The sequence below is a fragment of the Sphingomonas sanguinis genome (assembly GCF_001476905.1).
GTDB classification, from domain to species: domain Bacteria; phylum Pseudomonadota; class Alphaproteobacteria; order Sphingomonadales; family Sphingomonadaceae; genus Sphingomonas; species Sphingomonas sanguinis_B.
The window spans coordinates 1-25183 of the sequence record NZ_LDTE01000021.1 but is presented as its reverse complement, the minus strand read 5'-3'; the positions used below and the strand labels follow the sequence as shown (position 1 = coordinate 25183).

The 25183-nt window shown below is 66.9% G+C and carries 23 protein-coding genes and 1 riboswitch; of the genes, 10 read left to right on the top strand and 13 right to left on the bottom strand.

The genetic code is table 11. The annotated features are described in order from the left end of the window. Positions 1-82 precede the first annotated feature (82 nt). On the bottom strand, positions 83-967 hold the full coding sequence (locus SB4_RS04370) for an alpha/beta hydrolase (protein ID WP_241488472.1): 885 nt from the start codon (positions 965-967) through the stop codon (positions 83-85). A gap of 148 nt (positions 968-1115) precedes the next feature. On the opposite strand from SB4_RS04370, the gene SB4_RS04365 reads away from it, so the two are divergent. The 9 genes from SB4_RS04365 (at position 1116) to SB4_RS04325 (ending at position 11991) form a co-directional block, all read left to right on the top strand. After that, positions 1116-1370, top strand: a complete 255-nt coding sequence (locus SB4_RS04365) for a hypothetical protein (protein ID WP_058751571.1) — start codon at positions 1116-1118, stop codon at positions 1368-1370. A 151-nt stretch (positions 1371-1521) separates the two neighbouring features. Beyond that, positions 1522-3156: a TldD/PmbA family protein gene (locus SB4_RS04360; RefSeq protein ID WP_058751570.1), complete on the top strand. Its 1635-nt coding sequence runs from the start codon at positions 1522-1524 to the stop codon at positions 3154-3156. An 11-nt stretch (positions 3157-3167) separates the two neighbouring features. Then, on the top strand, positions 3168-4505 hold the full coding sequence (locus SB4_RS04355; protein ID WP_058751569.1) for a TldD/PmbA family protein: 1338 nt from the start codon (positions 3168-3170) through the stop codon (positions 4503-4505). A gap of 22 nt (positions 4506-4527) precedes the next feature. Then, a complete protein-coding gene (locus SB4_RS04350) occupies positions 4528-5229 on the top strand; it encodes a DUF4159 domain-containing protein (RefSeq protein ID WP_058751568.1) in 702 nt (233 codons plus the stop codon). Positions 5230-5233: 4 nt separating this feature from the next. Continuing rightward, a complete protein-coding gene (locus tag SB4_RS04345) occupies positions 5234-6217 on the top strand; it encodes an AAA family ATPase (RefSeq protein ID WP_058751567.1) in 984 nt (327 codons plus the stop codon). Between the two features lie 5 nt (positions 6218-6222). Beyond that, positions 6223-7101, top strand: a complete 879-nt coding sequence (locus tag SB4_RS04340; RefSeq protein WP_058751566.1) for a DUF58 domain-containing protein — start codon at positions 6223-6225, stop codon at positions 7099-7101. Further along, positions 7101-8246, top strand: a complete 1146-nt coding sequence (locus SB4_RS04335; RefSeq protein WP_082669952.1) for a BatA domain-containing protein — start codon at positions 7101-7103, stop codon at positions 8244-8246. Before SB4_RS04340 ends, SB4_RS04335 begins: the two co-directional genes overlap by 1 nt. Continuing rightward, positions 8243-10285, top strand: a complete 2043-nt coding sequence (locus SB4_RS04330; RefSeq protein WP_058751564.1) for a DUF4175 family protein — start codon at positions 8243-8245, stop codon at positions 10283-10285. Before SB4_RS04335 ends, SB4_RS04330 begins: the two co-directional genes overlap by 4 nt. After that, the gene (locus SB4_RS04325; protein ID WP_058751563.1) at positions 10282-11991 is read left to right on the top strand and encodes a hypothetical protein; all 1710 of its coding nucleotides are present in this window, start codon (positions 10282-10284) and stop codon (positions 11989-11991) included. Before SB4_RS04330 ends, SB4_RS04325 begins: the two co-directional genes overlap by 4 nt. On the opposite strand, the gene SB4_RS04320 is transcribed toward SB4_RS04325, so the two are convergent. The 3 genes from SB4_RS04320 to SB4_RS20290 form a co-directional block, all read right to left on the bottom strand. Next, entirely contained in the window at positions 11981-14479 is a 2499-nt protein-coding gene (locus SB4_RS04320; RefSeq protein WP_241488471.1) for a putative bifunctional diguanylate cyclase/phosphodiesterase, read from the bottom strand. The genes SB4_RS04325 and SB4_RS04320 overlap by 11 nt on opposite strands. A 110-nt stretch (positions 14480-14589) precedes the next feature. Then, positions 14590-15684 (bottom strand): chloride channel protein, encoded by a 1095-nt coding sequence (locus SB4_RS20295; RefSeq protein ID WP_241488470.1) that lies wholly within the window; start codon positions 15682-15684, stop codon positions 14590-14592. Further along, positions 15615-15821: a hypothetical protein gene (locus SB4_RS20290; protein ID WP_193753735.1), complete on the bottom strand. Its 207-nt coding sequence runs from the start codon at positions 15819-15821 to the stop codon at positions 15615-15617. The genes SB4_RS20295 and SB4_RS20290 overlap by 70 nt, the downstream gene beginning before the upstream one ends. A 27-nt stretch (positions 15822-15848) precedes the next feature. Then, positions 15849-15925, bottom strand: a riboswitch (Fluoride riboswitch). Positions 15926-16023: 98 nt separating this feature from the next. On the opposite strand from SB4_RS20290, the gene SB4_RS04310 reads away from it, so the two are divergent. Then, on the top strand, positions 16024-16734 hold the full coding sequence (locus SB4_RS04310) for a GNAT family N-acetyltransferase (protein WP_082669950.1): 711 nt from the start codon (positions 16024-16026) through the stop codon (positions 16732-16734). 78 nt (positions 16735-16812) lie between these two features. Here the strand turns inward: SB4_RS04310 and arsH are convergent, their stop codons facing one another. The 9 genes from arsH to SB4_RS04265 form a co-directional block, all read right to left on the bottom strand. Beyond that, the gene (gene arsH / locus SB4_RS04305) at positions 16813-17559 is read right to left on the bottom strand and encodes an arsenical resistance protein ArsH (RefSeq protein ID WP_058751562.1); all 747 of its coding nucleotides are present in this window, start codon (positions 17557-17559) and stop codon (positions 16813-16815) included. Further along, on the bottom strand, positions 17559-18845 hold the full coding sequence (locus SB4_RS04300) for an arsenic transporter (RefSeq protein WP_058751561.1): 1287 nt from the start codon (positions 18843-18845) through the stop codon (positions 17559-17561). Before SB4_RS04300 ends, arsH begins: the two co-directional genes overlap by 1 nt. Continuing rightward, positions 18845-19285: an arsenate reductase (glutaredoxin) gene (gene arsC, locus SB4_RS04295; RefSeq protein WP_058751560.1), complete on the bottom strand. Its 441-nt coding sequence runs from the start codon at positions 19283-19285 to the stop codon at positions 18845-18847. Before arsC ends, SB4_RS04300 begins: the two co-directional genes overlap by 1 nt. Positions 19286-19298: 13 nt before the next feature. Beyond that, on the bottom strand, positions 19299-19631 hold the full coding sequence (locus SB4_RS04290) for an ArsR/SmtB family transcription factor (RefSeq protein ID WP_058751559.1): 333 nt from the start codon (positions 19629-19631) through the stop codon (positions 19299-19301). A gap of 187 nt (positions 19632-19818) precedes the next feature. Beyond that, on the bottom strand, positions 19819-20946 hold the full coding sequence (locus SB4_RS04285) for a PepSY-associated TM helix domain-containing protein (protein WP_058751558.1): 1128 nt from the start codon (positions 20944-20946) through the stop codon (positions 19819-19821). Continuing rightward, positions 20946-23165: a TonB-dependent receptor gene (locus tag SB4_RS04280; protein ID WP_058751557.1), complete on the bottom strand. Its 2220-nt coding sequence runs from the start codon at positions 23163-23165 to the stop codon at positions 20946-20948. Before SB4_RS04280 ends, SB4_RS04285 begins: the two co-directional genes overlap by 1 nt. Before the next feature lie 83 nt (positions 23166-23248). Continuing rightward, positions 23249-23659: a DUF2946 family protein gene (locus SB4_RS04275; RefSeq protein WP_058751556.1), complete on the bottom strand. Its 411-nt coding sequence runs from the start codon at positions 23657-23659 to the stop codon at positions 23249-23251. Between the two features lie 204 nt (positions 23660-23863). Continuing rightward, on the bottom strand, positions 23864-24211 hold the full coding sequence (locus SB4_RS18800; RefSeq protein ID WP_082669949.1) for a VOC family protein: 348 nt from the start codon (positions 24209-24211) through the stop codon (positions 23864-23866). A gap of 151 nt (positions 24212-24362) precedes the next feature. Then, positions 24363-24977 (bottom strand): FMN-dependent NADH-azoreductase, encoded by a 615-nt coding sequence (locus tag SB4_RS04265; RefSeq protein ID WP_082669956.1) that lies wholly within the window; start codon positions 24975-24977, stop codon positions 24363-24365. Between the last annotated feature and the right edge of the window lie 206 nt (positions 24978-25183).

Below are 25183 nucleotides of genomic sequence, written 5' to 3'. Positions count from 1 at the left end.
GTAACAGTCCAGGCCCCGCGCCATGGCCAAAGAATTTCTATATCGGCCATCACCCCCTTTATACCGATCGGGGAAATAGGTTTTATTTCCGGGCGGTCGACTGCGTCACTTGGGTCACGAAGCGCGCGACATCGTCCAGCACCGGCGCACGGCCCCGAAAGGGTCGGGCGATGGCCAGCAGCAGGCCGACATGACCCAGCTTGGGATAGGAGCGCAGATCGACCGCCACGCCCCCGGCGCGCAGTTTCGCGGCCAGCGCCTCGCTGTTGCGCGGCTGCACCGTCTTGTCCTCCGCGCCCACCAGCAGCAAGCTGGGCGGATCGCCCGCCCCCGCCCAGGTGACGGGCTGGGTTTCCTCAGGCCGCGGCCAATCGCCGAACGCCGCACGGGCCACATCCACGTCGAACGGCGCGAAATCATAGGGCCCGGCAAGCCCGACAAAGCCACGCACCCGCCGCGCATCCTCGCCCAGCCAACGCCGATCGACCGCCAGCATCGCGGCGATATAGGCCCCCGCCGAATGGCCCATCAGCACGATACGCCCCGGATCGCCGCCGAAATCGCGGACATGCGCCTCGGTCCAGCGCACCGCCGCGGCGCCGTCCTCGACGAAGCCGGGATAGCGGACCTCCGGCACCAGCCGGTAATCGGGGATCACGACGACGAAACCCCGCGCCGCCAGCGCGCGTCCGACAAAGGCGTAGCCGCTACGCGTGCCGCTGTTCCAGCTGCCCCCATAGAAGAACAGGATGACCGGACGGTCCGCGCCCCTGGTCGCGGGCGCATAGACATCCAGCATCCGGCGCGCCCCTTCGCCATAAGGAATGGCCGAGGCGACCCGCGCCGCCCCGCCATCCTTGGGCACCAGCGAGTCGAAGGTCTTGAGCGGCGAGCAACCGGTCAGCGCCAGTCCGATCGCCATCACCAGCGACCGGCCGCGTGCCGTCATTCCCAATGCCTTACCCATGCGCCGTCCATGTCCTTTTCCTCGATCCGTATCGCAACTCGCGAACCGTCGCGGTGGCTGCATCATGTCCTGTTCCCCCCTTGCAGGGGAAGAATGATGGAGCCGCAACCCGCCCCGCGACGTTGAAGCGCTTTCGGAAGGCATTCCCATGAACGAGACGACCAAACTCGGCCTTCGCCGCTCCGCCGAGATGGCGGCGGTCTTCATGATCGGCGACGGGCTGCTGGGCCTGCTCCAGCCCGTTCGGCATGTCGATCTGTGGCGGTCGGAGGTGGCGGCGGTCGATGGACTGGTCCATCCCTTTGCCGGGCGTCCGGGGCGACGACGCGCCTATGGACTGGTGCAGCTGGCGGCTGGACTGGCGCTGGCGACGATGCTGAGGCCGATACCCGACCGACAGTAAGCCCGTCCGGGTAACTCCCGATAATCCCGCTACTTTCCCCGGCGGACGGCCATGCCCGATCCGGCCCCATTAAGCGCTTGACCGACAGGCTGTGTTGGTCAACCATCACGCCCAGGGACCTGGCGAAGGGCCGGGCGGGGGAGATAGCAAAGTGCATCGACGCGACTTCATGGCCGCCAGCGGCGCGGGGCTGGGCGCCCTGTTGCTGGGGGCCTTTCCGGGCCGGGCGATCGCCGCCGAGGAATTGCTGTCCACCATGGACGTCGGATTGAAGAAGCGGCTGTCCGACGTGGCGCTGAACACCGCCAAGAGCGCCGGGTGCAGCTATTGCGACGTGCGCGTCGGGCGCTACCTGCGCCAGTTCGTGGTGACGCGCGAGAAGAATGTCGAGAATGTCGTCAACACCGAATCGACCGGCGCGGGTATCCGCGTCATCGCGGGCGGGGCCTGGGGCTTTGCCGCGACCAACGACCTGACCCCCGACGGCGTCGCCGCCGCGACGCGCCAGGCCGCCGCCATCGCCAAGGCCAATGCCCGTATCCAGTCGGAACCCGTGCAGCTCGCCCCCGTGACGGGCGTCGGCGAGGTGTCGTGGCGCACCCCCATCGTCAAGAACGCGATGGCGGTGCCGATCAAGGACAAGGCCGACCTGCTGCTGGGCGTCAACGCCGCCGCCACGGGTGCGGGCGCGGACTTCGTGAACTCGATCCTGTTCGTCGTGAACGAGCAGAAATACTTCGCCTCGACCGACGGGTCGTACATCGATCAGGACGTACACCGCATCTGGGCACCGATGACGGTGACGGCGGTCGACAAGACCACCGGCAAGTTTCGCACCCGCGAGGGGCTGTCCTCGCCGCGGGGCATGGGCTTCGAGTATCTGGACGGCAACGCCGCCGACAAGCGCACCCTGCCGGGCGGCGCGGTCGTCTATGGCAACAGCTATGACATGCGCGAGGATGCGGTCTTCGCCGCCAAGCAGGCGCGCGCGAAACTGACCGCGCCGTCGGTGAAGCCGGGCAAATATGATCTGGTGCTCGACCCGTCCAACCTGTGGCTGACCATCCACGAGTCGGTCGGCCACCCGCTCGAGCTCGACCGCGTGCTGGGATACGAGGCCAATTATGCAGGCACCAGCTTTGCCACCCCCGACAAGCTGGCCGCGCATTTCCAATATGGCAGCCCGCAGGTCACGATCGTCGCCGACAAGACCCAGCCCGGGAGCCTCGGTGCCGTCGCCTATGACGACGAGGGCGTGAAGACCAAGCAGTGGGACCTGATCCGCGACGGCAAGCTGGTCGATTACCAGGCGATCCGCGACCAGGCGCATATGATGGGCAAGAAGGAGTCGGACGGCTGCTGCTATGCCGACAGCTGGTCCTCGGTGCAGTTCCAGCGCATGGCGAACGTCTCGCTACAACCCGGCAAGGCGGCGATGACGCCCGAACAGATGATCGCAGGCGTCGAGAACGGCATTTACATCATCGGCGACGGGTCCTTCTCGATCGACCAGCAGCGCTACAACGCGCAGTTCGGCGGCGAGCTGTTCTACGAGATCAAGAACGGCAAGATCACCGGCCAGATCGAGGATGTCGCCTATCAGATCCGCACCCCCGAATTCTGGAATAGCTGCGTCGGCGTGTGCGACCGCAGCGATTACCGGCTGGGCGGGTCCTTCTTCGACGGCAAGGGCCAGCCATCGCAGGTGTCGGCGGTCAGCCATGGCTCGTCCACGGCGCGCTTCAACGGCGTCAATGTCATCAACACCGCGCGCGCGCTCGGCTGAGGAATCCATCCATGACCATGTTCACCGAGGAACAGGCCCGCGCGATCTGCGCCAAGGCCGTGTCGATGTCCAAGGCCGATGACTGCACCGCGCAGCTGAGCGGATCGGTCACCGGCAATATTCGCTTCGCCCGCAACGGCGTGTCGACCAGCGGCATCGTCGATACCGCCGACCTGGCGGTCGAGGTCGCGTTCGGCAAGCGGTCGGGGGTCGCGACGATCAACCAGTTCGACGACGCCTCGCTCGAACGGGTGGTGCGCCGCGCCGAGGAACTCGCCCGGCTCGCGCCCGAGAACCCCGAATATATGCCCCCGATCGGCAAGCAGGCCTACCGCGCCAGCGACACGTTCAGCCCGGCGACCGCCGCGATCACCCCCGATTACCGGGCGCAGGTCGCCGCCGCCTCGATCACTCCGTGCAAGGCGGGCAAGCTGGTCGCGGCGGGCTATCTGGAGGATGGGCAGAGCTTCGTCGCCTTTGCCAACAACAAGGGCAATTCGGGCTATCAGCGCTCGACCGGGCTCGACTACACCTGCACCGTGCGAACCGAGGACGGGCGCGGGTCGGGCTGGGTCGGGCATAACGTTCAGGACGCCAGCAGCTTCGACGCCGGGACCGATATCCGCACCGCGATGCGCAAGGCCTCCGCGTCGGTCGACGCCAAGGCGATCGAGCCGGGCAAATACACCGTCATCCTGGAACCGGCGGCGGCGGCGGGCCTGATCTCGTTCATGATGAACTTCTTCGACGCACGCTCGGCCGATGAAGGCCGCAGCTTCCTGTCGAAGAAGGGCGGCGGCAACAAGATCGGCGAGCAGGTCTTCGGGCCGCAGGTCGATATCTCGACCGATCCCTGGGCTCCCGGCGCGGCGGTGCTGCCCTGGGACAATGGCGATTACCTGCCGCGCCAGAAGAGGCCGATCATCACCGGCGGCAAGGTCCAGAACCTCGAATATTCGCGCTACTGGGCGCAGAAACAGGGTAAGCAGCCGGTGGCGGGACCGGGCAACCTGTTGATGGCGGGCGGCACCAAGTCGACCGCCGAGCTGGTCCGCACCACCGAACGCGGCATTCTGGTCAGCCGTACCTGGTATATCCGCATGGTCGATCCGCAGACCGTGCTGCTGACCGGCCTGACCCGCGACGGCACCTTCTATATCGAGAATGGCGAGATCAAATATCCGATCAAGAACCTGCGCTTCAACGAAAGCCCGGTCATCATGCTCAACAATATCGACGAGCTGGGCAAGCCGGTGCGCGTGGCGGGCGACGAATCCTCGCTGGTGATGGTGCTGCCGCCGATGCGGCTGCGCGACTTCACCTTCACCTCGCTGTCCGACGCGGTGTGACGATGGCTGGCGCGGGCGCGGCATGACCGACGGGCGAGTGACCCGCGCCGAGTTCCTGATGGGCGCGCTGGCGGCAACCTTGCTGCCTGCGCGCCTGTCGGCCGCGCCCGCTTACGACTTCTGGTTCACCCGGCTGCGTTATGAAAGCGGGGACTGGGACGTCGACCGGCGGATGCCGTCGAACATGATCACCGCGCTGATCGACTATACCAATTTGCGCGTCGATCCGAAGGAGCATGTCGTCGCGCTGGCCGACCCGAAGATGCTGACCGCCCCCTTCTGCTATCTGGCGGGGCACAAGCTCGTGGAGTTCAATCCGGCCGAGAAGCGCAACTTCGCGACCTATGTGCGCAATGGCGGCTTCGTGCTGGTCGACGACTGCAACCACGATATCGACGGCCTGTTCGCCAAGTCGTTCGAGCGGCAGATGGGGGCGATCTTCGGCCCCCGCGCGCTGGCCAAGCTGCCCAACACCCACCCCATCTATCGCCGCTTCTTCAAGTTCACCGGGCCGCCGCCGACGGGCCTCGAGCTCAATGGCTGGGGCGACGATCTGGTGCATGATTATCTGCGCGGCATCGCGATCGGCGGGCGGCTGGGCGTCCTCTACTCCAACAAGGATTATGGCTGCGAATGGGACTACGACTGGCGCAACAAGCGTTTCCTGGCGGTCGACAATACCCGCTTCGCCGTCAACATCGCGCTCTATGCGCTGAGCGCGTGATCGCATGACCGAGGCGGAGATCCAGGACAAGCTGGCGCGGCTGACCGGCCTTCGCGACGCGATCGGCCAGGCGATCGTCGGCCAGGCCGAAGTCGTCGAGCAATTGCTGATCGGCCTGATCGCGGGCGGCCACTGCCTGTTGGAAGGCGTGCCGGGGCTGGGCAAGACGCTGCTGGTGCGCAGCCTGGGCCAGGCGCTCGACCTGCCCTTCCGCCGCATCCAGTTCACCCCCGACCTGATGCCCAGCGATATCCTCGGCACCGAACTGCTGGAAGAGGATCACGGCACCGGCAAGCGGCATTTCCGATTCCAGCAGGGGCCCATCTTCACCAGCCTGCTCCTCGCCGACGAACTCAACCGCACGCCGCCCAAGACGCAGGCCGCGCTCCTCGAGGCGATGCAGGAAAAGACGGTCAGCTATGCGGGCGTCACCCATCGCCTGCCCGAGCCGTTCTTCGTGCTGGCGACGCAGAACCCGCTGGAGCAGGCGGGCACTTATCCCCTTCCCGAGGCGCAGCTCGACCGGTTCCTGCTGCACGTCCGTGTCGGCTATCCGAGCGAAGCGGAGGAAGCCGCGATCCTGGCGCAGACCACCGGGTCGGCGACCGCCACCGTGCCGCGCGTGATGGACGGCGCGGAGATCGTCGCCATCCAACATCTGGTACGCGAGGTGCATCTGTCCGCCGACCTGCTCGGCTGGATCAACCGGCTGGTCCGCGCGACCCGGCCGGGCGAGGGCGCGCCCGCGATCGTCGGGCACTATGTCCGCTGGGGCGCGGGGCCGCGCGCCGGGCAGTCGCTGGTGCTGGCGGCCAAGGCGCGCGCGCTGCTTCACGGACGGCTGGCCGCGACGCGCGAGGATGTCCAGGCATTGGCCGCGCCCGTCATGCGCCACCGGCTGCTCCTGTCCTTCGCCGCCGAGGCGGAAGGGAGAAGCGCCGATGACGTTATCGCGGGCGTGCTGGCCGCGATACCGCTCGACGCCTGAGCTTCGTGAGCGCCGACCCGATCCCGCCGGCCGTCCGGCACCGGCTTTCGGGTCTGCGACTCGTCTCGCGTCGTCTGGCGGGCGGCGACGGTCTCGGCCTGCATGCCAGCCGCAGCCGGGGGGCTGGGTTGGAGTTCGCGCAATATCGCCCCTATGAGCCCGGCGACGAGCCGCGCCAGATCGACTGGAAACTCTATGCCCGCGCCGACCGCTTCTTCGTGCGCGAGGCGGAGCGCGAGAGCCCGCTCCGCCTCTGGATCATGGTCGATGCCAGCGCGTCGATGGCGCAGGCCGATGCCGATGGCGCGACGCGGATCGGGGCGGCGCGGGGGCTGGCGGCGGCACTGGCCGAGCTGGCGCTGGCGGGCGGCGATCGGTTCGGCTGGGTCTGGCTGAGCGAAGGCGGACTGCATGTCGCCACCCCCGCCAACGGCACCCGCCAGCGCGACCGGTTGCGGCTGGAACTGGGCACGATCCCCGTCGGCGGCGGTTTTCCCGGCCCCGCCACGCTGACCCCGCTCTGGGACCGGATCGCCGCGCGCGACATGGTGGTGATGCTCAGCGACTTTTTCGACGAAGCCGCCGTGGCGCTCGCCACTCGGCTGGCCTCGGCGGGGCGCGAGGTGCTGACGATCCAACTGCTGACCGTGGCCGAGCGGGACTTTGCGTTCGAGGGTGGCCATCTGTTCCGCGATCCCGAGACCGGCGAGGAACTGCTCGGCGATGCGCCCGCGTTGCGGGCCGAGTATCTCGAACGCTTCGCCGTCGCGCGCGCGGCCCTGGCGGCGGAATTGCGCGCAAGCGGCATCCGCCACACCATCCATGTCATAGACGAAGCTCTCGATGCGCCCTTGCGCCGCCTGTTCCGGCGAGGTGAAGGGTGATGCCGACGCTGCTCGTCCCCATGGCGCTGGTCGCCTTGGCCGCGCTGGCGCTGCCGCTCCTGATCCATCTGGCGCGGCGGACCGAGCAGCGGCGGACCGACTTCGCCGCGCTCCGCTGGCTGCGCGCCAAGCCCCGCCCCCGCCAGCGTCCGCGTTTCGAAGAACGGCCGCTGCTGATCGTCCGGCTGCTGCTGCTGGCACTGCTGGCGCTCTGGCTGGCGCGGCCGGTGACTCCGGCCGCGCCCGATCTGCGCCCGCGCCTTTATGTCGTGCCGGGCATCGCTGCGACGCAGGCCGCTCGGTGGCAGACCAAGGATAGCGACGCGCATTGGCTCGCCCCCGGCTTCCCGTCGCTGGACACCCCCGCGCCACGAGCCACTGTCCCGGTTGCCAGCCTCGTACGGCAACTCGACAGCGAATTGCCGCCCGGCGTGTCGGTCCGCTTGCTGGTGCCAGACGTGATCGAGGGTGCCGATGCGCAAGTGCCGCACCTGTCGCGCACCATCGATTGGCGGGTGGTGCCGGGCCGAATGCCGACAGCCCAGCCAGCCGCGCCGACACCGCTCGCCCTGACCATCCGGGCGGGACAGGGACGGAGCGACACCCGCTATCTCGCGGCCGTCGCCGCCGCTTGGCAAGCGCCGGGCAGCGCCGTCGACATCGCCGCGCTCACCGCGCCGCTACCCGATCGCAGCACCCTCCTCGCCTGGCTGGGCCGCGGTGCGATGCCCGCCGAGCTGGTCGCCTGGGTCCGCGCGGGGGGCACGACGATCGTTCCGGCCGAGATGACGGCACCGCCCGGGCCGATCATCACCGCCGCGCGCGATGGTCAGGGCCGCACCTTTCTTCAGCTGACACCGCTGGGACAGGGCAGGCTGTTCCGGTTCACCGTGCCACTGTCGCCCGCACGGCTGCCCGCGCTCCTCGAACCCGATTTCCCCGACCGTCTGCGCAGCGCGATCCGTCCGGCGCCGACACCGACGCGCGCTTATGCCCGCGATATCGCCCCCGACACTGGTGCGCCGCCGGGCTTCCGCCCCGCACCACTGCGCGAATGGCGTGACGTCATCGCCCTGATCGTCACGGCACTGTTTCTTCTCGAACGCTGGCTCGCCACCGCGCGGCGGCGATGGCCCGGGCCATGATCGCGGAAGACTGGCTCCGCCCCGCCCGACGGCGCGCGGCGCTGATCGTGATGCTGGTCGCCGCGCCGGTCGTCGCAGTCGTGACGGCGGCGGCGCTGCGCTGGTCGGGGCCGGTTGCGGCAATTACCCTCGGCCTGCTGACCGTCGGCGTGGCTGCTCTGATCGCCCGCCACCATGCGCAGCGCCTGACACACGCCTGGCTGATCCGCGCATGGAATGGTCTGCGCCCCGATCTCGAGGATAGCGCCGAGCTGCTGTTCAGCGCCCCCGCCACGCTCGGCCCGCTGCAGGTCCTGCAACGCGACCGGTTGCAGGCGCGGATCGAAGCGGTTGCTCCGCCAGACCTGCGCACTCCCCTACCACTACGGATGCTGGCGCTGGCCTGGGTGCTGGGTCTTGCCATCCCCATCGCGCTGCTCGTCTGGCCCACGCAGCGGTCGGCGGACACTCTGGCGCCGAGTGGCGAGGAAATACCCACCGCCCCCGGCATGGCCCGGCTGGTCGGCCAGCGCTTGCGCGTCGTACCGCCCGCCTATACCGGCCTGCCCGCGCGCGATCTGGGTGAGCTGGATGCCAGGGTGCCGCAGGGATCGCGGCTGATCTGGACGCTGGCCTTCGCGCCGCAGCCAAGCGGTGCCTCGCTCGCCATCCTCGGCGGCGGTGCGATTCCGCTTGTCAGAACGGGCGGACGCTGGGGGGCGAGCACGATCCTCACCGCCTCGATGCTCTATCGCATCGCCCCCGTCTCCAGCCGCCGCCACCGGATCGAGGCGATCGTCGACCAACCACCCGTGGTGACGGTGCGCGTGCCAGCCAAAACCCTGTCGATCGCCACGGCGGGACAGCGCGGCTGGCCGCTGGTCTTCGAGGCGACCGACGATTACGGCGTCGCCGCCCAGGCCGACCTGACCATCACCGTCGCGGCGGGCGAGGGCGAGAATGTCAGCTTTCGCGAGCACCACCTGACCCTGCGGGGCAGTGGCGATCCCAGGCAACGGCGCTTTTCGACGACGCTCAACCTCGCCGCGCTGGGCTTTAGCGGTCCGGGCGATTTGGTCGCACAGCTGACCGTGCGCGACGGTCGCAACCCCGGCCCGCATATCGTGCGCAGCCCCAGCCTGATCCTGCGCCGCCTGCCCCCGTCCGTGTCGGAGGGGACCGGCATCGACGGCGCGCTGCGCGCCACCCTGCCCGCCTATTTGCGCAGCCAGCGACAGGTCATCAACGACACCGAGGCGCTGCTCCGTGAGCGCGGCCGCCTGTCGCCCGAGCGGTTCCGCCAGCGCAGCCTGGCGATCGGCGAGGATCAGGCCGCACTCCGCCTGCGCTATGGCCAGTTCCTCGGCGGCGAGCATGAGATGCACGATACCGAACTGCCCACCAGCGACCCCGCCCCCACCACGCTGGGCAAGGACGATGACGTGCTGGGCGATTTCGGCCACAAGCATGACGAGGGCGAGGCCGCGACCCTGTTCGACCCCGAAACCCGCGCGCGCCTGACCCAGGCGGTCGACCAGATGTGGCAGTCGGAAGGCGCGCTGCGCGGTAGCGAGCCCGCCCGCGCCCTGCCCTTCGCCAACCGCGCGCTGGTACTGATCAAGCAGGTGCAACAGGCGACCCGCGTCTTCCTCGCCAAAGTCGGCGGCAACGAACTGCCCCCGATCGACGAAGTCCGCCGCCTGACCGGCAAGCGCGACGATATCGCGCCGGTTGATCCCGGGTTGTCCGCCCTGCCGATCAATAGCGAGGCAGTGGCGGCCTGGGCCGCAATCGATGGGACACCGGGTGTGGCGACGAACCTGACGCCACTGACCCGCTGGTTCCGGGCCAACCGGGCGCGGGTCGGTGATCCGCTGGCCTGGGACGATGCGCTCGACCGGTTGCGGCGCGATCCGGGGTGCGAGCCGTGCCGCGTCCGGTTGCGCGGCCTGGTCTGGAGCGCGCTTCCCCGCCCGCCGGTAGGCGCGGCCCGGCGCGATGGCGCGGGGGCAAGCGGCGCGCGCTATCTCGATGCACTGGCGCGGGGGACCGGCCGATGATCGCGATGATCCTGCCCGCCCTGCTGGCGCTGGCCGTCCTGGTGGCGTGGGTCCGCCTCGGCTGGCGGCAGTGGCGTGCGGGCGAGCGCTCACGCGGCTGGCGCATCGCGCTGCTGCTGCTCGCCCAGCCCGCGCTGGCCGTCCTGCTGTACCTGACGCTGGCACCGCCATCGACACGCCTTGCGGAGCCGGACGTACTGACCGTTCTGACCCGGGGCGGAACGGCCGCTGGCGGGCAGACGGTCGCGCTGCCCGAAGCCGAGGGGCCACGTGGGATCGAACAGGCCCCCGACCTCGCCACCGCGCTGCGCCGCCATCCCGGCATCCGCCGCCTGCGCATCCGGGGCGAAGGGCTGGAGGCGCGCGACCGGCCTGTGGCGCAGGGTATGGCGCTCGCCTTCACCCCCTTGCCGCTGCCGCCGGGACTGGTCGCGCTCACCCCGCCGGATCGGACCGCACCGGGCGGCATGTTCCGCGTGTCGGGCCAGGTCGAGGGCGGGGGCAGCGTCGAGTTGCTCGATCCGGCGGGCGCGAAGATCGCCGCCGCGCCGCTCGATGGCGAAGGCCGGTTCACGCTGGAGGGGCGCGCGCGCGTGCCCGGCGTGGCCTTGTTTCGCCTGCGCAGTCGGGGTCCGCGCGGCGAAGCCGTGTCCGACACGGACATCCCCGTCTGGACCGCCACCGAACCCAGCCTGCGCGTGACGCTGCTCGGCGGCGCGCCGGGGCCGGAGGTGAAGTTCTGGCGGCGCTGGGCGAGTGATGCGGGGCTGAATCCGGTCGTCCGCGTGTCGCTGGGCGCAGGCCTGGATCTGGGCGATCCGATGCCGCCCCTGACCGCCAGCGGACTGGCAAAGGTCGACCTGTTGATCCTGGACGAACGCCGCTGGGCGGGGCTTGGCGCGGGCGAGCGGGCGGCGGTCGCGGCGGCGGTCCGCGGCGGCATGGGCGTCTTGCTGCGCGTCACCGGGCCGGTGCCGTCGGGCTATGGCGCGGCCCTGGGCCTGCCCCTGTCGGGCGGAGTCGCCACCGCGCCCGTCCGGTTGCTGGGCCACGACGGCAAGGCCCTGCCAACCCTGACGCGCCGCATCGCACGGATCGGCGCGGGCGATGCCCAGACGGTGCTGGCCGATGCGACCGGAGCGCAGCTGGCCGCCTGGCGGGCCCTGGGGCGCGGGCGGGTCGGCGTATGGCTGGTCACCGACGCTGCCGGTCTGGTGATCGCCGGGCATGGCGAAAGCTATGGCGAGCTATGGAGCCGGATGATCGCTACCCTGGCGCGGGCCGGGAATACACCGTCACCGCGTTTCGATCCGCTGGCGCATCGGGGAGAGCGGACCGCGCTTTGCGGGCTGCAGCCGGGCGACACGCTCGTGAGGCCGAATGGGCAGGCCGTGCGGCTGCTGTCCGATCCCGCGACACCCGGTTGCGCGGGCTATTGGCCCCGGGCTGGCGGATGGCATGTGCTGCGGCGGGGCAAGGATGCGTGGCCCTTCTATGTCCGCGCCACCCTGCCGCTTGGTCTGGCGGCGGCCGAACGGCGCGACGCAACACTGGCACTGATCCGCGAACGGGCGGACATGCGCCCCGCTTATGGTTCGTCGCCGCGTCCCGGTACGTCCTGGCCGTGGCTGCTCGGCCTCCTCGCACTGGCAGGCCTAATCTGGTGGTTCGAGCGGGCGCGGTGCGGGCGCCGACTTAGCCTGTAGCGGCCAGCGGGAGGATCATGCCGTCCGCCATGGCCGCGTGCGGGGTCGGGCGACCATAGAGAAAGCCCTGTCCCAGCTGGCATCCCAATTGGCGCAGCCGCAGGGCCTGGACCTCGGATTCGATCCCCTCGGCCACCACCATTTTGCCCAGCCCGGTGCCGAGCCCGACGATCGCACTGACGATCGGGAACGTCCCATCCTCGGGCTGGTCGAGTTCGGCGACGAAGGAGCGATCGATCTTGATCCGGTCGACCGGCAACTGGCGCAGATGGACCAGCGAGGCATAGCCGGTGCCGAAATCGTCGAGCGCGATGCTGACGCCCGCATCGTGCAGTTCGCGCAGATTCGCCAGGATGCTGTCCGCCGCGCGGTCCAGCATCACGCCCTCGGTCACCTCGACGCACAGCCGCTGGGGCGCGATGCCGTGATGCGCCATCCGGTCCAACACAAGGCGCGCCGCGCGCGGTCCCGACAGCTGGGCGGAGGTGAAATTGACGCTCAGCACCCCCAGCCGCTCGCCGGAATCGCGCAACATGATCAGCGCCATGTCCAGCACATGGTCCTGAATCCGCAGCCCGATCCGCTCTGCGACCAGCACATCGGCGAAATCGTCCGGGGCCATCAGCCCGTGCAGCGGATGGTTCCAGCGCAACAGCGCTTCGTAACCGCACACCGCCTCGTTCGACAGCGTGACGATGGGTTGCAGATGGAGTGAGAATTCACCTCGTGCCAAGGCGCCCTCCGCCTCGCCCACGACCGCCAGCTGCCGGTCCCGCAGGCGGCGCTGCACGGGGTCGTAGCGGATATAGCGGCCACGTCCCTGCCGCTTGGCGGTGTACAGGGCCAGATCGGCATTCTGGTAAAGCAGGTCGAGCGCCGGGGCATCGTCGGGGAAACGCGCCGCACCGATGCTGAACGACAGGGTACAACCCGGATCGCCCGCGCTCCAGCATTCCCCCTGAATGGCGGACACCGCCTCGACCAGCACCGCCTCGATCAAGGGTTCGCCGGGGCACAGGATCACGAACTCGTCCCCCCCGATCCTGGCGACCCGCATATCGCCCAGGGGACGAGTCGCCCCCGCGAGCGCCACCGCGACATGGCGCAGCAGCATGTCGCCGCTGGCATGGCCCAACCGGTCGTTCACGTCTTTCAGATAATCGACATCGATCAGGAACAGGGTGAACGGCTTGGCGTCCGCGATCAGCGCCTGCGCCTGTTGTTGAAAGGCGGCGCGGTTGCCCAATCCGGTCAGGAAATCGGTCTGCGCGGCGGAGCGCAGCGCTTTGGCCTCGGCCAGGTCGACCTCGCGACGCTGGCGGGCCTGGTCCAGTTCCTGCCGGATCAGGCGGAACCGGTCGGCGATCGCCAGCGACAGGACCAGCGCCTCGAAGGCGAGCGCGGCGAAGGTCGCCATGTCGACCAGGTCGTTCTGCGGCGCGAACCCCAGATTGCGGATCAGCCGCGCGACGAAGACCGAGATCACCGGTCCCCAGCCGATCATGTAGAACCAGATGACTCGGCTGCCCCGTCGCACCGCGATGACGCAGGATAGGGCGATCGACAGGGCGGTCCCGGCGATCGCATAGTTGAGCAGCCGGTCGGTCAGCACGGGGAGAAGCCACTGGTCAGCCGCCGCCACGAAGCCCAGCACTGCGCCGACCGCCGCCAGCCACCGCCCCCAGCAGATCAGCCAGCGCGGCAACACGCCCTGCTCGACCACCGCGAACAAGAACATGTTGCCGCCCGCGACCATCAGCCCGACCAGCACGAAGTCCAACCGTACCGCGAGCGGCCCCACCAGTTGCGGGAACACCAGCATCGCCGTGTTGGACCAGGTCAGGCCATAGGCCAGCGACACTGTTACCCAGAAGATATACCAGCGCTGAAACGGGTGCCGCTTGCCCGTGTGGATGACCAGATTGTACAGCAGCGCCGACAACAATGTGCCGGCGAACAGGCCGATCAGCACCAGCCAGGCAACGTCCACGTCGGTCGGCGTCGATCCCGGCCGGGCGATGATCTTGCGCATCAGCGACAGGTCGTCGATGTGCCGGAAACCGATATACAGGCCGCGCACTTCGCGACCCGGCGGTGGAATGGTGAATTTCAGCAGCCCGCCAGGGGCCCCGTGATCCCGCAGTTCCGATGCCGCCCGAACCAGGCGTACCGTCCCTCGATCGGTCCGCGCCAGTACCGCGATCCGGTCGAAACGCGTCTGATCGACCAGCAGACTCCATCCACCGGGCAGCTCGGCCAGTCCCGACGGATCGAGCCGCAGCCACAGCCATTGCTCGCCCCGGCTCGGGGCGTCCGTGCCGCACCGGTACGGCGCGCGCTCAACCGCCGCGTCCGTCGCTCCATCGGGCAAGACGGCGCTACACATCGACGGGTACAGGTCGACAGGTACGGCCAGGGCCGTACGAGGCATCAGCCCCGCCGCGAGGAGCAGCAACGCCAGCCCCCATGCCCTGATAGTCGATGCCACTTACGCGGCTCCCATGCGATCGAAAGACTAGGGGAGCGCTATACGGGACATGTTAATATTTGAGTCAACCAACAACAACGTTCCACCCGTCATTTTGTTGCAAACCTGATTCAAAGCATTCCGATCTGCCTCATCCAGCGTTCGACCAGCTGCGGCCACAGGCCCACCGGCTCGGCGGCATGGCGCATCGCAAAGGCGTGGCCGCCCTTGGCGAACAGATGGAGCTCGGTCGACACCCCCGCCTTGTCGAGCGCACGGGCGTACATCAGACTGTTGCACACCGGATCGATGGGATCGTCCCAGGCCTGGACGATGAAGGTCGGGGGCGCGGCGGCGCTGACCGGCAACGTCTTGTCAAAGGTCGCGTCATCGCGACAGATATGCCCTGGATAGAGCGCGATCGCGAAATCGGGGCGGCTGCTGATCCGGTCGACCGCATCGACCGGTCGATAGGTCGGCGTCAGGATGTTGCTGGTCTGCGCAACCAGATAGCCGCCCGCCGACATGCCCAGTACGCCGATACGGCGCGGATCGATGCCCAGCTCCTTCGCCCTGGCCCGGACCAGCCGGATGGTCCGCTGTGCGTCCTGAAGCGCGCGGGGTATGGCGGGCCTGATCTGGCGCCGGGTCTTGTCGTCCCAAAAGTCGTTGCCGCCCGGCGCGCGATACTTGGAGACAATGCAGGCGACGCCCTTGGCGGTTATGCGAAAGGCTACTGCGGTGGCGAGGCTCCCATGCGTTCGATCCGGGCCGGACTGAACAGGCAGACCAAGAAGCCCGAGCACTTCGCATCCCTGCCGCACGATCAAATTGGGGCACTTATGGCGAAGCTGGCGACCAACGACACGGCGGGCGAGCGCCAAGACTTCAAGGGCGACCACCGCGCCTGCCAGCGGCGTGCCGAACACCGCGCCGAAGCCTGCCGCGACGCCGGCCATCAACAGGATGCGAATGCCGGATGCATCGAGACGGAACAGGCCGGCGATTGCACTTGCAAGACTGCCGCCGAGCTGCACGGCGGTTCCCTCGCGTCCCGCCGACCCGCCCAACAGATGCGGCGCGATCGTGCCGAGGAAAACCAGCGGCGCCATACGGAGCGGCACGCCGCCCCCAGGTTCATGTATCTGTTCAGAGATCAGGTTATTGCCGGCTTCGACCGAACGCCCTGTATGATGATAGAGAAGCGCGATGGCTGCCCCGCCCACGGGCAGAAGGTAAGCAGCCAGGGATAATCGAAGCGGGCCTGTATGGCGGCATCGAGGCTCCACAGAAAAGCCGCGCACAATGTCCCGACCAGCGCCGCCATCGGCAGCAGGATCAGCGTCCAGGGAACCACCGACATGGCATGGTCGTGGCGGTCGCGAAAAGGCGCCAGGTAGGAATCATCGGCCCTTGCGAGGGCGGTTCGGTCAAATGACCCGGCGGAAATCCATCGCCTTGGAGAGATATATGTCGCTGCAATGCAGCAACGTCAATTCCCGAAATACCATCCCAATGGGAAAGTGGGCTGCCGGTGAGACGTGCCGTTATGGTAGTGCCGCCGTATGACGAACTTCCCCAAGCCCGTTCTCGATTACTGGCATGATTCGTTTTCTGGCGAAAGCAACTCGACGTGGGTGGTCAGCGAAAAGCTGAACCCCAAACGTCCGGCGATGATGCTGGAAGGCATGGACGGCTCGGTGCGAACCGTATTGCGGCCCGAGCTGGTCGACCGGATCGGTCCCAACGCGGCAGATGTTATGTCGATCGGCGACATACAGGACCAGTGGGCACGCAGTGGCGTCAGCCTGCACGATCCTGATTATCTGTTCTACCTTCCCGCGGATACACACGTCGTACCGGGCAGATTAACGGCCGCACGTCGTCTCACGATTGAGGATCGAGCCGCGTTCGAGGTGTTCCAAGCCGATGCATCAGAGCAAGACCGCGACGATGCGTTCGTCGAAACCGATCATTGGGCGGTGTTCGGTTGTTTTGTCGGCGATCGATTAGTCAGCGCCGCTAGCGCATGCCTTTGGGAAAACGCCCCGGTCGCGGACCTGGGCGTACTGACGCTTCCCCACGTTCGGGGAAGAGGATTTGCACGCGCGGTCATCCTGACGATCAGCGACTTCTCCCGCGGAGAGGGATACGAGCCGCAATATCGTTGTCAGCTCGACAATCTCCCGTCCCTTGCCCTTGCTAAGTCCTGCGGCTTTGCGCTGTTCGGCAAGTGGATAGTGGCATCCGACGTGCCCGATCAAACTGCGGCTTGAAGGTCGCACATTCCCGATTCTCGATCCCAATGGGAATGCCCTAGCCGTCTCGTTGGCCGTTCCCAATCGGGAACGCCGTTAGGATTGCGGCGAGGTCGCAATGCTGGACAGGTCTGCGGCGGCGTTGATCGGCACACCGGCTTCCTTTCGCTCCGAATAGCGATCGACCAGTTGCGCGGTATGCGGGCGCAACAGGACGGTGAAGCGCACCAGTTCCTCCATCACGTCCACGATCCGGTCGTAATAGCTCGACGGCTTCATGCGGCCGGCTTCATCGAACTCCGCGAACGCCTTGGCGACCGACGACTGGTTGGGGATCGTCACCATCCGCATCCAACGGCCCAGCACGCGCAGCGTATTGACGCTGTTGAATGATTGCGATCCGGCCGACACCTGCATTACCGCTAGCGTGCGGCCCTGCGTCGGGCGCATCCCGCCCATGCTGAGCGGCAGATGATCGATTTGCAGCTTCATGATGCCGGTAATCTGGCCGTGGCGTTCGGGGCTGCACCATACCTGCCCTTCCGACCACATCGATAGTTCGCGCAACTCATGGACGGCCGGATGATCGTCGCCAGCATGCTGGTCGGGTAGCGGCAGCGTCGCGGGATCGAAGATGCGCGTTTCGCAGCCGAAGAAACGGAGCAGTCGCGCCGCCTCCTCGATACACAGGCGCGAATAAGACCGCTCCCGCAGCGATCCGTAGAGAAGCAGGATGCGGGGCGGCGGATCGCCAGCGCCCAGCCCGAGAGCGGGCCGGTCGCGCGCATAGCGCCGGTCCAGTGCGGGCAGATGATCGGGGTCGGCAAGGTCGCGGAGAGGCATCAGGCAATCCCAATTCGCAGAGCAAGCGCCACCAGCGTGATGAGCAGGACAGGCACAGTCAGCGTGACGCCAACACGGAAATAATAGCCCCATCCGATCCTGACGCCCTTTTGCCCCAGGACATGCAGCCACAGCAGCGTGGCGAGCGAGCCGATCGGCGTCAGCTTGGGGCCGAGGTCGCAGCCGATCACGTTGGCGTAGATCATCGCTTCCTTGACCGCCCCTGTCGCGTGCGCGGCGTCGATCGACAGCGCGCCCACCAGCACGGTCGGCATGTTGTTCATCACCGACGACAGGACGGCCGCTATCACGCCCGTACCCAGCGCCGCGCTCCACACGCCGCCTTGCGCGGCGCGATCGAGCAGTGTCGCCAGATGATCGGTCAAGCCGGCATTCCGCAGGCCATAAACAACCATGTACATGCCGAGCGAGAAGATCACGACCTGCCACGGTGCGCCGCGCAGCACCTTGGCCGTTGGGATCACGTGGCCCCTCCCTGCGATCACCAGCAGCAGGACCGCACCGGCAGCGGCCACGGCGCTGACCGGCACGCCGAGCGGTTCGAGCAAGAAGAAGCCGGCGAGCAGCAGGGCGAGCACGATCCATCCGGCGCGGAACGTTGCGGCGTCCCGGATCGCGGCATCAGGGGCACGCAACGCCGCCACATCGTAATCCTGCGGTATGTCGCGCCGGAAGAAGAGCAACAGCGCGCCCAGCGTGGCGGCGATCGACACCAGATCGACCGGCACCATCACGGCCGCATACTCACCGAACCCGACGCGGAAGAAGTCGGCCGACACGATGTTGACGAGGTTCGACACGACCAGCGGCAGGCTGGCGGTGTCGGCGATGAACCCGGCCGCCATGACGAATGCCAGCGTCGCCTTATCCTTGAACCCGAGCGCCCGCAGCATGGCGATGACGATCGGCGTCAGAATCAGCGCCGCGCCGTCATTGGCGAACAGCGCGGACACGCCTGCGCCGAGCAGCACGATCAGGACGAACAGCCGACGACCATTCCCACCGCCCCAGCGCGCTACGTGCAGCGCCGCCCACTCGAAGAACCCGGCTTCATCGAGCAACAGGCTGATGACGATGATCGCGACGAACGCGGCGGTCGCGTTCCAGACGATGCCCCATACCACCGGCACGTCGGACAGCGTGACGACGCCCGCGAGCAGCGCCACGATCGCCCCGGCCATCGCGCTCCACCCGATGCCGAGGCCCTTGGGTTGCCAGATGACGAGCGCGATCGTCGTCACGAAGATCAGGACGGCAAGGAGCATCAGGCGACGCGCTGGCCCGAAGCATCGACCACCTGTTCCCCGTCTTCCTTGGCAAACGCGCCGCGCTGCCCGGTCGGGAGCATATCGAGGACGGCTTCGGATGGCCGGCACAGCTTGACGCCGAGCGGCGAGACGACCAGCGGCCGGTTGATGAGGATCGGATGCGCCATCATCGCGTCCACCAGTGCGTCGTCGGACAGCGACGTGTCGCCCAAGCCCAACTCGGCGTAGGGCGTCCCCTTCTCGCGCAGCAGGTCGCGCGGGGTGATCCCGGCACGGTCGATCAGCTCGGCCAGCAGCGCGCGCGAGGGCGGCGTTTTCAGATACTCGACGACATGCGGCTCGATGCCGGCATTGCGGATCATCGCCAGCGCGTTGCGCGACGTGCCGCACTCGGGGTTGTGATAGATGATGACATCGACGGGCGCATTGTCGGTCATTCCGGGCGTCCTTTCAGCAGCAGGGAGCGAGTTCGGCGATGAGCGGGGCGCACAGTTCGGGCGAGCCGGCGCAGCAGTCCTTGACGAGGAACAGGGTCAGCGCTCGCAGGCCGTCGAGGTCAGCGCGGTAGATGATTGATCGGCTATGGCGTTCTGATCGGACCAGGCCGGCGCGAGCAAGGATGCCGAGATGCGCGGACATGGTGTTTTGCGGAACGTCGAGCTGACGGGCTATTTCGCCGGCTGCCATGCCATCGGGTTCGTGGCGGACCAGCAGACGGAACACATCCAGGCGCGTTCCCTGCGCCAACGCCCCAAGCGCAACGATAGCCGAATCATTTTCCATATATCCAGCATAGCAGATATATGAGGCAGCACTACTCTCGCTTGCTTATTCGTGAATTTGGTGTCTCGCCATTCACCCCGCGATATACTTCCGTGAGGGCCGCTATCGATCCGTTTGGCGATCCCGAGTGAAAACGCCGCGGCGGTCTCGCAGACGTTCCTGATTAGGAAAGCTGGCGCCAAGCCAGTCAAACCGTGCGTGCAGCCTTTCGCCGGCGAAGCCAATGAAGGATGCCTGTCGCCATCAGGATCGTCGGGACGAAGCCGATCAACACCGCGAGGATGCGGGTCGCCACCCCGCCCACCGTGCCGTCGTGTAGTGTGCGGACCCAGCTCGCCACGGCGGTGCCGGTGCCGGCCCGGCGAACATCATGCACGGCCAGCACGCGACCGGAGAACTGGTCGATAAACACGTAGCTGCCGGGGAAGCGCCGGTGCGGATCACCGGGCACCTGCGACCGTACCCGGATCGGTGCATCACCGTCACCTGGCATGTCGATGAAGACGATGCGACCGTCCGGTAGGGCTTGATGGGCTGCATCGAGCGCCTCGACGATCGCGATTTGGCGATCACTTCTTCCTGCCGATTTCGGCGCGGGAATGGTCGCGGGAGCCAGCAACGCCTGCGTGACGGCGGGCAGCGCCAGCAGCACGCCTGTCGCCACCAGCACGAACAACAGCGCCATGCTCCACAGGCCGGACAGCTTGTGAAGGTCGCGCAGTCGGCGGATCGGTGCGGCGTTGCGCTTGAAGGCGAGCGCCTTGCGCCAGCTTCCACGCGGCCACCACGCCGCGATGCCGCTGACGAGCAGCACCAGCATCGCCACGCCCGACCAGCCTACCACCTGACCACCGAGGTCGCCGGCAAGCAGCGCCATGTGGAGCTGGTAGAGCCAGCTCATGAGATAGCCGCCCCACGGCTCGGCACGAACGATCCGGGTGCCGTCGCCCGAGAACCAGACCATCATCCGATCGGTGTGATGCCCCTGCCCGGACGCCGGGTAGTAGCGGGCGGGAATAGGCCCTCCTTCGCCCGTCACCTCCAGCGTCCACTTGTCGCCCGGATGGTGCCAGCGGGCACGCCCGGTCGCCAGCGCGCGATCCCATACCGGCGAGGTTAGACCAGGCGGCACATCACCCGGTCCGGCTTCGACCACCGGATGGAGCGCGGCATCGATGCCGGTGTAGAACACCAGCGCCGACCCGGTGAGGCCCAGTACCGCGAACAGCAGCCCCAGGCTCAAACCCAGCCACAGATGGACGCGGCGCACGAGGATACGCGCGCACGTCGCTGCCGATCGCGGGTGCGCGGCCATCAGAACCGCGTCGCCAGCGCCACCTCAAACGACCGCGGCGCGCCGATATAGACGTTGGTGGTCGGGTAGCCGGAGTATTCGCCATAGAAGGCATCCGTCAGATTCCGACCACGCAGCGTCAGGGTTGCTTGCGGTGCGACCGGGAACGACAGGCTGGCATCCAACACGGTGTGTCCGGCGACCCGGATGGTGTTGGCGGTGTCGGTGTAGAAGGCGCTGGCGTGTCGCAGGAACCCGCCCACCGTCACCTTGTCGGCGATGGTGTAAAGCGCCGAGGCGTTGACCGTGGTCGAAGGGACGTTGATCGGGCGGTTGCCGCTCCGGTCGATCCTCACGCCCCCCACCAGCTCGGACAAGTCGTCATATTGCGCGTCGGTATAGGATACGCCGCCCGACAGGCGCAGCGCCTTCGCCGGCGAGACGACGGTGGACAGCTCGACGCCCTGCGACGACTGCCGCCCGCCCTGCACCGTCAGCGTTGGGTTATTCGGATCGCGGGTCAGGATGTCGCGCTGCTCGATGCGATAGGCCGCACCGGTGACGCTTGCTCGCCCGCCCCATGCGGTCGCCTTGAATCCGGCCTCGTAGGCGCGACCCTTGGTCAGCCGAAAGCGGCTGTTGGCGATCGAGGCCAGCAGGATCGAGGACACCGGCGATACCGCTGTCGTATATTGCGCGTACAGCGTCAGGCCAGGTGTCACGTCCCACGTCGTGCCCGCCCGCCACGAGACAGGATCGAACGTCGGGCTGTTTCGATCGACCGCACCGGTGACATTCTGGATCGTCGCGCGGTCCAGCTCCATGTGGTCCCAGCGCACCCCGCCGACCAGCAACCATTTGGACGTCAGGTTCAGCGCATCCTCCGCGAAGACGGAGGTCTGTTTCAGTTTGGAATCGAAGGTGACGTTGCCGGCGGTGAAGATCGCCGTCCCCGTAGGCAGCGGCACGATGGCCGGATTGCGCACGTCCACCGCCGGAAGGGCCGAAGTGGAGGCCGTCTGACGCAGGCTGACAAAATCGGTGTCGTTGTGTTCGACGCCGAGGCTGAAGCGGTTGCGCAGGCCCGCGATCGATTGATCGTTGCCGATCACCCCGCGCGCGTTCCAGAACTGATGATCGTGGCGGAAGTCCTGATAGGTCTGGCGAAAGCTGCCGTTCGGGAACGCCGCGGTGGGCGCGACGAAGGTCTGACTGTCGGCGAGCAGAAACGCACGCTTCGCAGTGTAACCGGTCAGGTCGAGCGCGAAAGTCCACCCGCTGCCGATCGACCAGTCGAGCCGCGAGCGTACCGTGGTCTCGTCGGCACCGGAATAGGCCCCTTGGGGATTGTAGTTACGGCGGCGCAGCGCGCGGTCCGCGACCAGGCCGTTCGCCGTCGTGACGGCATCGGTCGGGCGTAGCGCATACTGGCCAGGGATCAGCGGCAGACCCTGATAGGTGGCGTCGTAGCGATCCTCGAAATGATCGACGGCGACGAGCAGCGACAGTCGATCGCTCGGCTTCCATAGCGCGCTCGCGGTCAGCCCGGCCGAGAAGGTGTCGTTGTTATCGACGTCGTAGAGGCTGTCCGACCGCTGGTAGCTGGCGTCCCCCCGCACCGCGATCGTGGACGATACCGGCAGGTTGACCCCGCCGGCTGCGAACACCGTGTCGAAACTCCCGACCGACAGCAGCGTGTCGAGATGCCGTTCGCCCGGCACCGGCTTGCGCGTCACCTTGTTGATGACGCCGGCCAGCGCGCCCTCGCCGTAGAGGACCGAGGCCGGTCCCTTCAGCACCTCGATCCGGTCGTAGTGCCAGTTGTTGCTGTCGCGCTGGACGACGGTGGAGGTAGAGATACGCACCCCGTCCTGAAGGATCGACACGGTGTTGCCGGCGAAACCGCGTAAGGAGACGACGGCCGGGTTGCCCGGCACGTTGCCGGCAATAGCACCCACCACGTCGTTGAACGTCTCGCGCGCGGTGCGCAGACCGCGAACCTGGAGATCGTCCTGCGTCAGCACCTCGACGCTCGCCGGGGTCTCCCGGATCGACAATCCGAGGCGGCTGCTCGCCTGCACCTGATCATCGAGCTTCAGCGGATCGCGCTGGCCAGTGACGACGATTGTCGCATCGGTGCGGTCATCTGTAGCATCGGCGCCGCGCACCTGTGCGGCGGTCGGGAAAGCGAGCAGTAGGCAGGGCGCAGCCGCACCCGCCAGAAGGTGTGTTCGAAGCATTATGATACCTTTGACCGGCCCAACGCCGAGAGCGTGGGTCGCAATTCATGGACGCGCCTGAAGAAGCGACGCGGAATGACAGGTCAGAGGTGGGCAGGTGGTCCGCGCAATGGAGGCCGTAAGTAGGCCGGACGTGAGGGTGTTGGCGGGATGGTAGCGATCAGGCCGAGAGCAAGGATAAAGACGATCAGCGCGGCGAGCTGGACGGGATCGATCGGCCCAAGCATCGCGGCCGACACTCCCGAGAACGCGCAGGGCATTTCCGCCTTGCCGTGATCCTTCGAGTTGCCTTGATCGGGCATGTCGCCGTGCATCCCCGGCATGTCCATCGTCATGGTCGCCGGACCGAAACCGGAGCAGATCGTGACGGTCATGCGGCCGGACGCGTTGTCGATCATATAGCCGGTGGGGACCAGCAGCTTCAGCAGCAGCGTCGCCGCGCACAGCAACACTGCAAAATGGCGTTGCGCGAGAAGTTGCCGGACGGCCTGCACGGAGGCTAACTAGCTGTGCATATGGGAAGTGTCACTGAGGCAATCGGTCTCACAGCCCTTTCTCAAAAGGCGTCTCGCAAATCGGTTTTGGGAAGCCAGTCGTGTTTCCAAAATTCGATCCCAATGGGAATGCCCCGGCCGTCTCGCGGATCGTTCCCTATTGGGAAAGCCGGAAAGTGTATTCGCGGCGCTGCGGACAGGTCATCACGATTTTTCGGTTATATGCCACAGCACTCCAGAAGGATCTTGGACGAAGCCGACGGTCAAACCCCAAGGCTGAACCGCAGGAGCTGTCGGAGCTGGCGCGCCAAACCGTTCTGCCACGGCTGCGGGATCATGGCGATGCCACCATTCCTGGCAGTCCGAAACCACCAGCTGCACCATGAAATTCTCAGCCAGTTCCTTCACATAAAAGTTTTGAAGGAGGAAGCTCCCGTCGCCGTTCGACATGACGGCTATGCTATCGTCAGCATATTCGACCAGAAAGCCCAAGGCTTCGTAGAACGATCGGGATCGACCATGATCGCGCGCGGGGATAAACGGGCGTAGCATATTTACCCTCTAACTATTAGCAGGCAGATTTCAAATCCGTGTTGGTGTGGTTAATGACCATAGCCACGTTGTCGATTCCCGCATCGAGTCATACGGGCGAGACGGCAGTCCCGAAACTCGATCCCAATGGGAATGACCTGGCCGTTCCTGATCAGGAATAGGTCGAGGCCAGTTCGTTGACCAATTCATCCGTCGCCTGCTCGGCCGTTGCGATCGAAGCCGCCAGCCTTTCGTCGGCGAACTCGTCATATTCAATCGCAATGGCATGGCTGTCGGTCAGCCCGACATAGTCGAGCGGAACCTGCAAGCTCGACTCCACGAGGTTCATTGCCGCCAAGCGCCCACCCGGATCATAACCGTAATCCCCGCGCGCAGACAGGATGACAAGCCGTTTGCCGCGCGGCAGCATCGGCCAATATGGCTCGCCATCGCGCGATCGATCGAACCCGAAGGTCACCCCGACCCGGACGATATTGTCGATCCAGGCCTTCAACTGTGATGGCAGGCCGAAATTATACATCGGGGCGCCGATCACCAGTAGGTCGGCCGCAAGCAGTTCGGCCACCAGTTGGTCGCTTTCCGCAAGCCGCGCCGACTGCGCGGGTGAGCGATGCTCGCGGGGGGTAAAGGCGGCGTCGATCCAGGAGGAAGAAAACTTACGCCGCTGTGCACCCAGCGAGATGCGGGCCGCTGCCCCGCCCGATACTCCAACCGATACGCGGCCATCGGCAGATGCCCCTAGCGGCGACACGCCTATGCCAAGCATGGAATAATTGACCCAATTGCAGTCATTCGCGCGATCTTCGTCGCTCCCCAACCTCAGACGTTCATTCATGTTTGGAGGGGAGGTATTACAGCTAGCAGCAGCGCAGGCCGGACAGTCATTAGCCGTCTTAGGGCTGAGACTCAATCAGAGCCAGAATGCGAGCGCGGTTGCGATGGCGACGCCGGGAAGAACAGGGACAGCGAGTT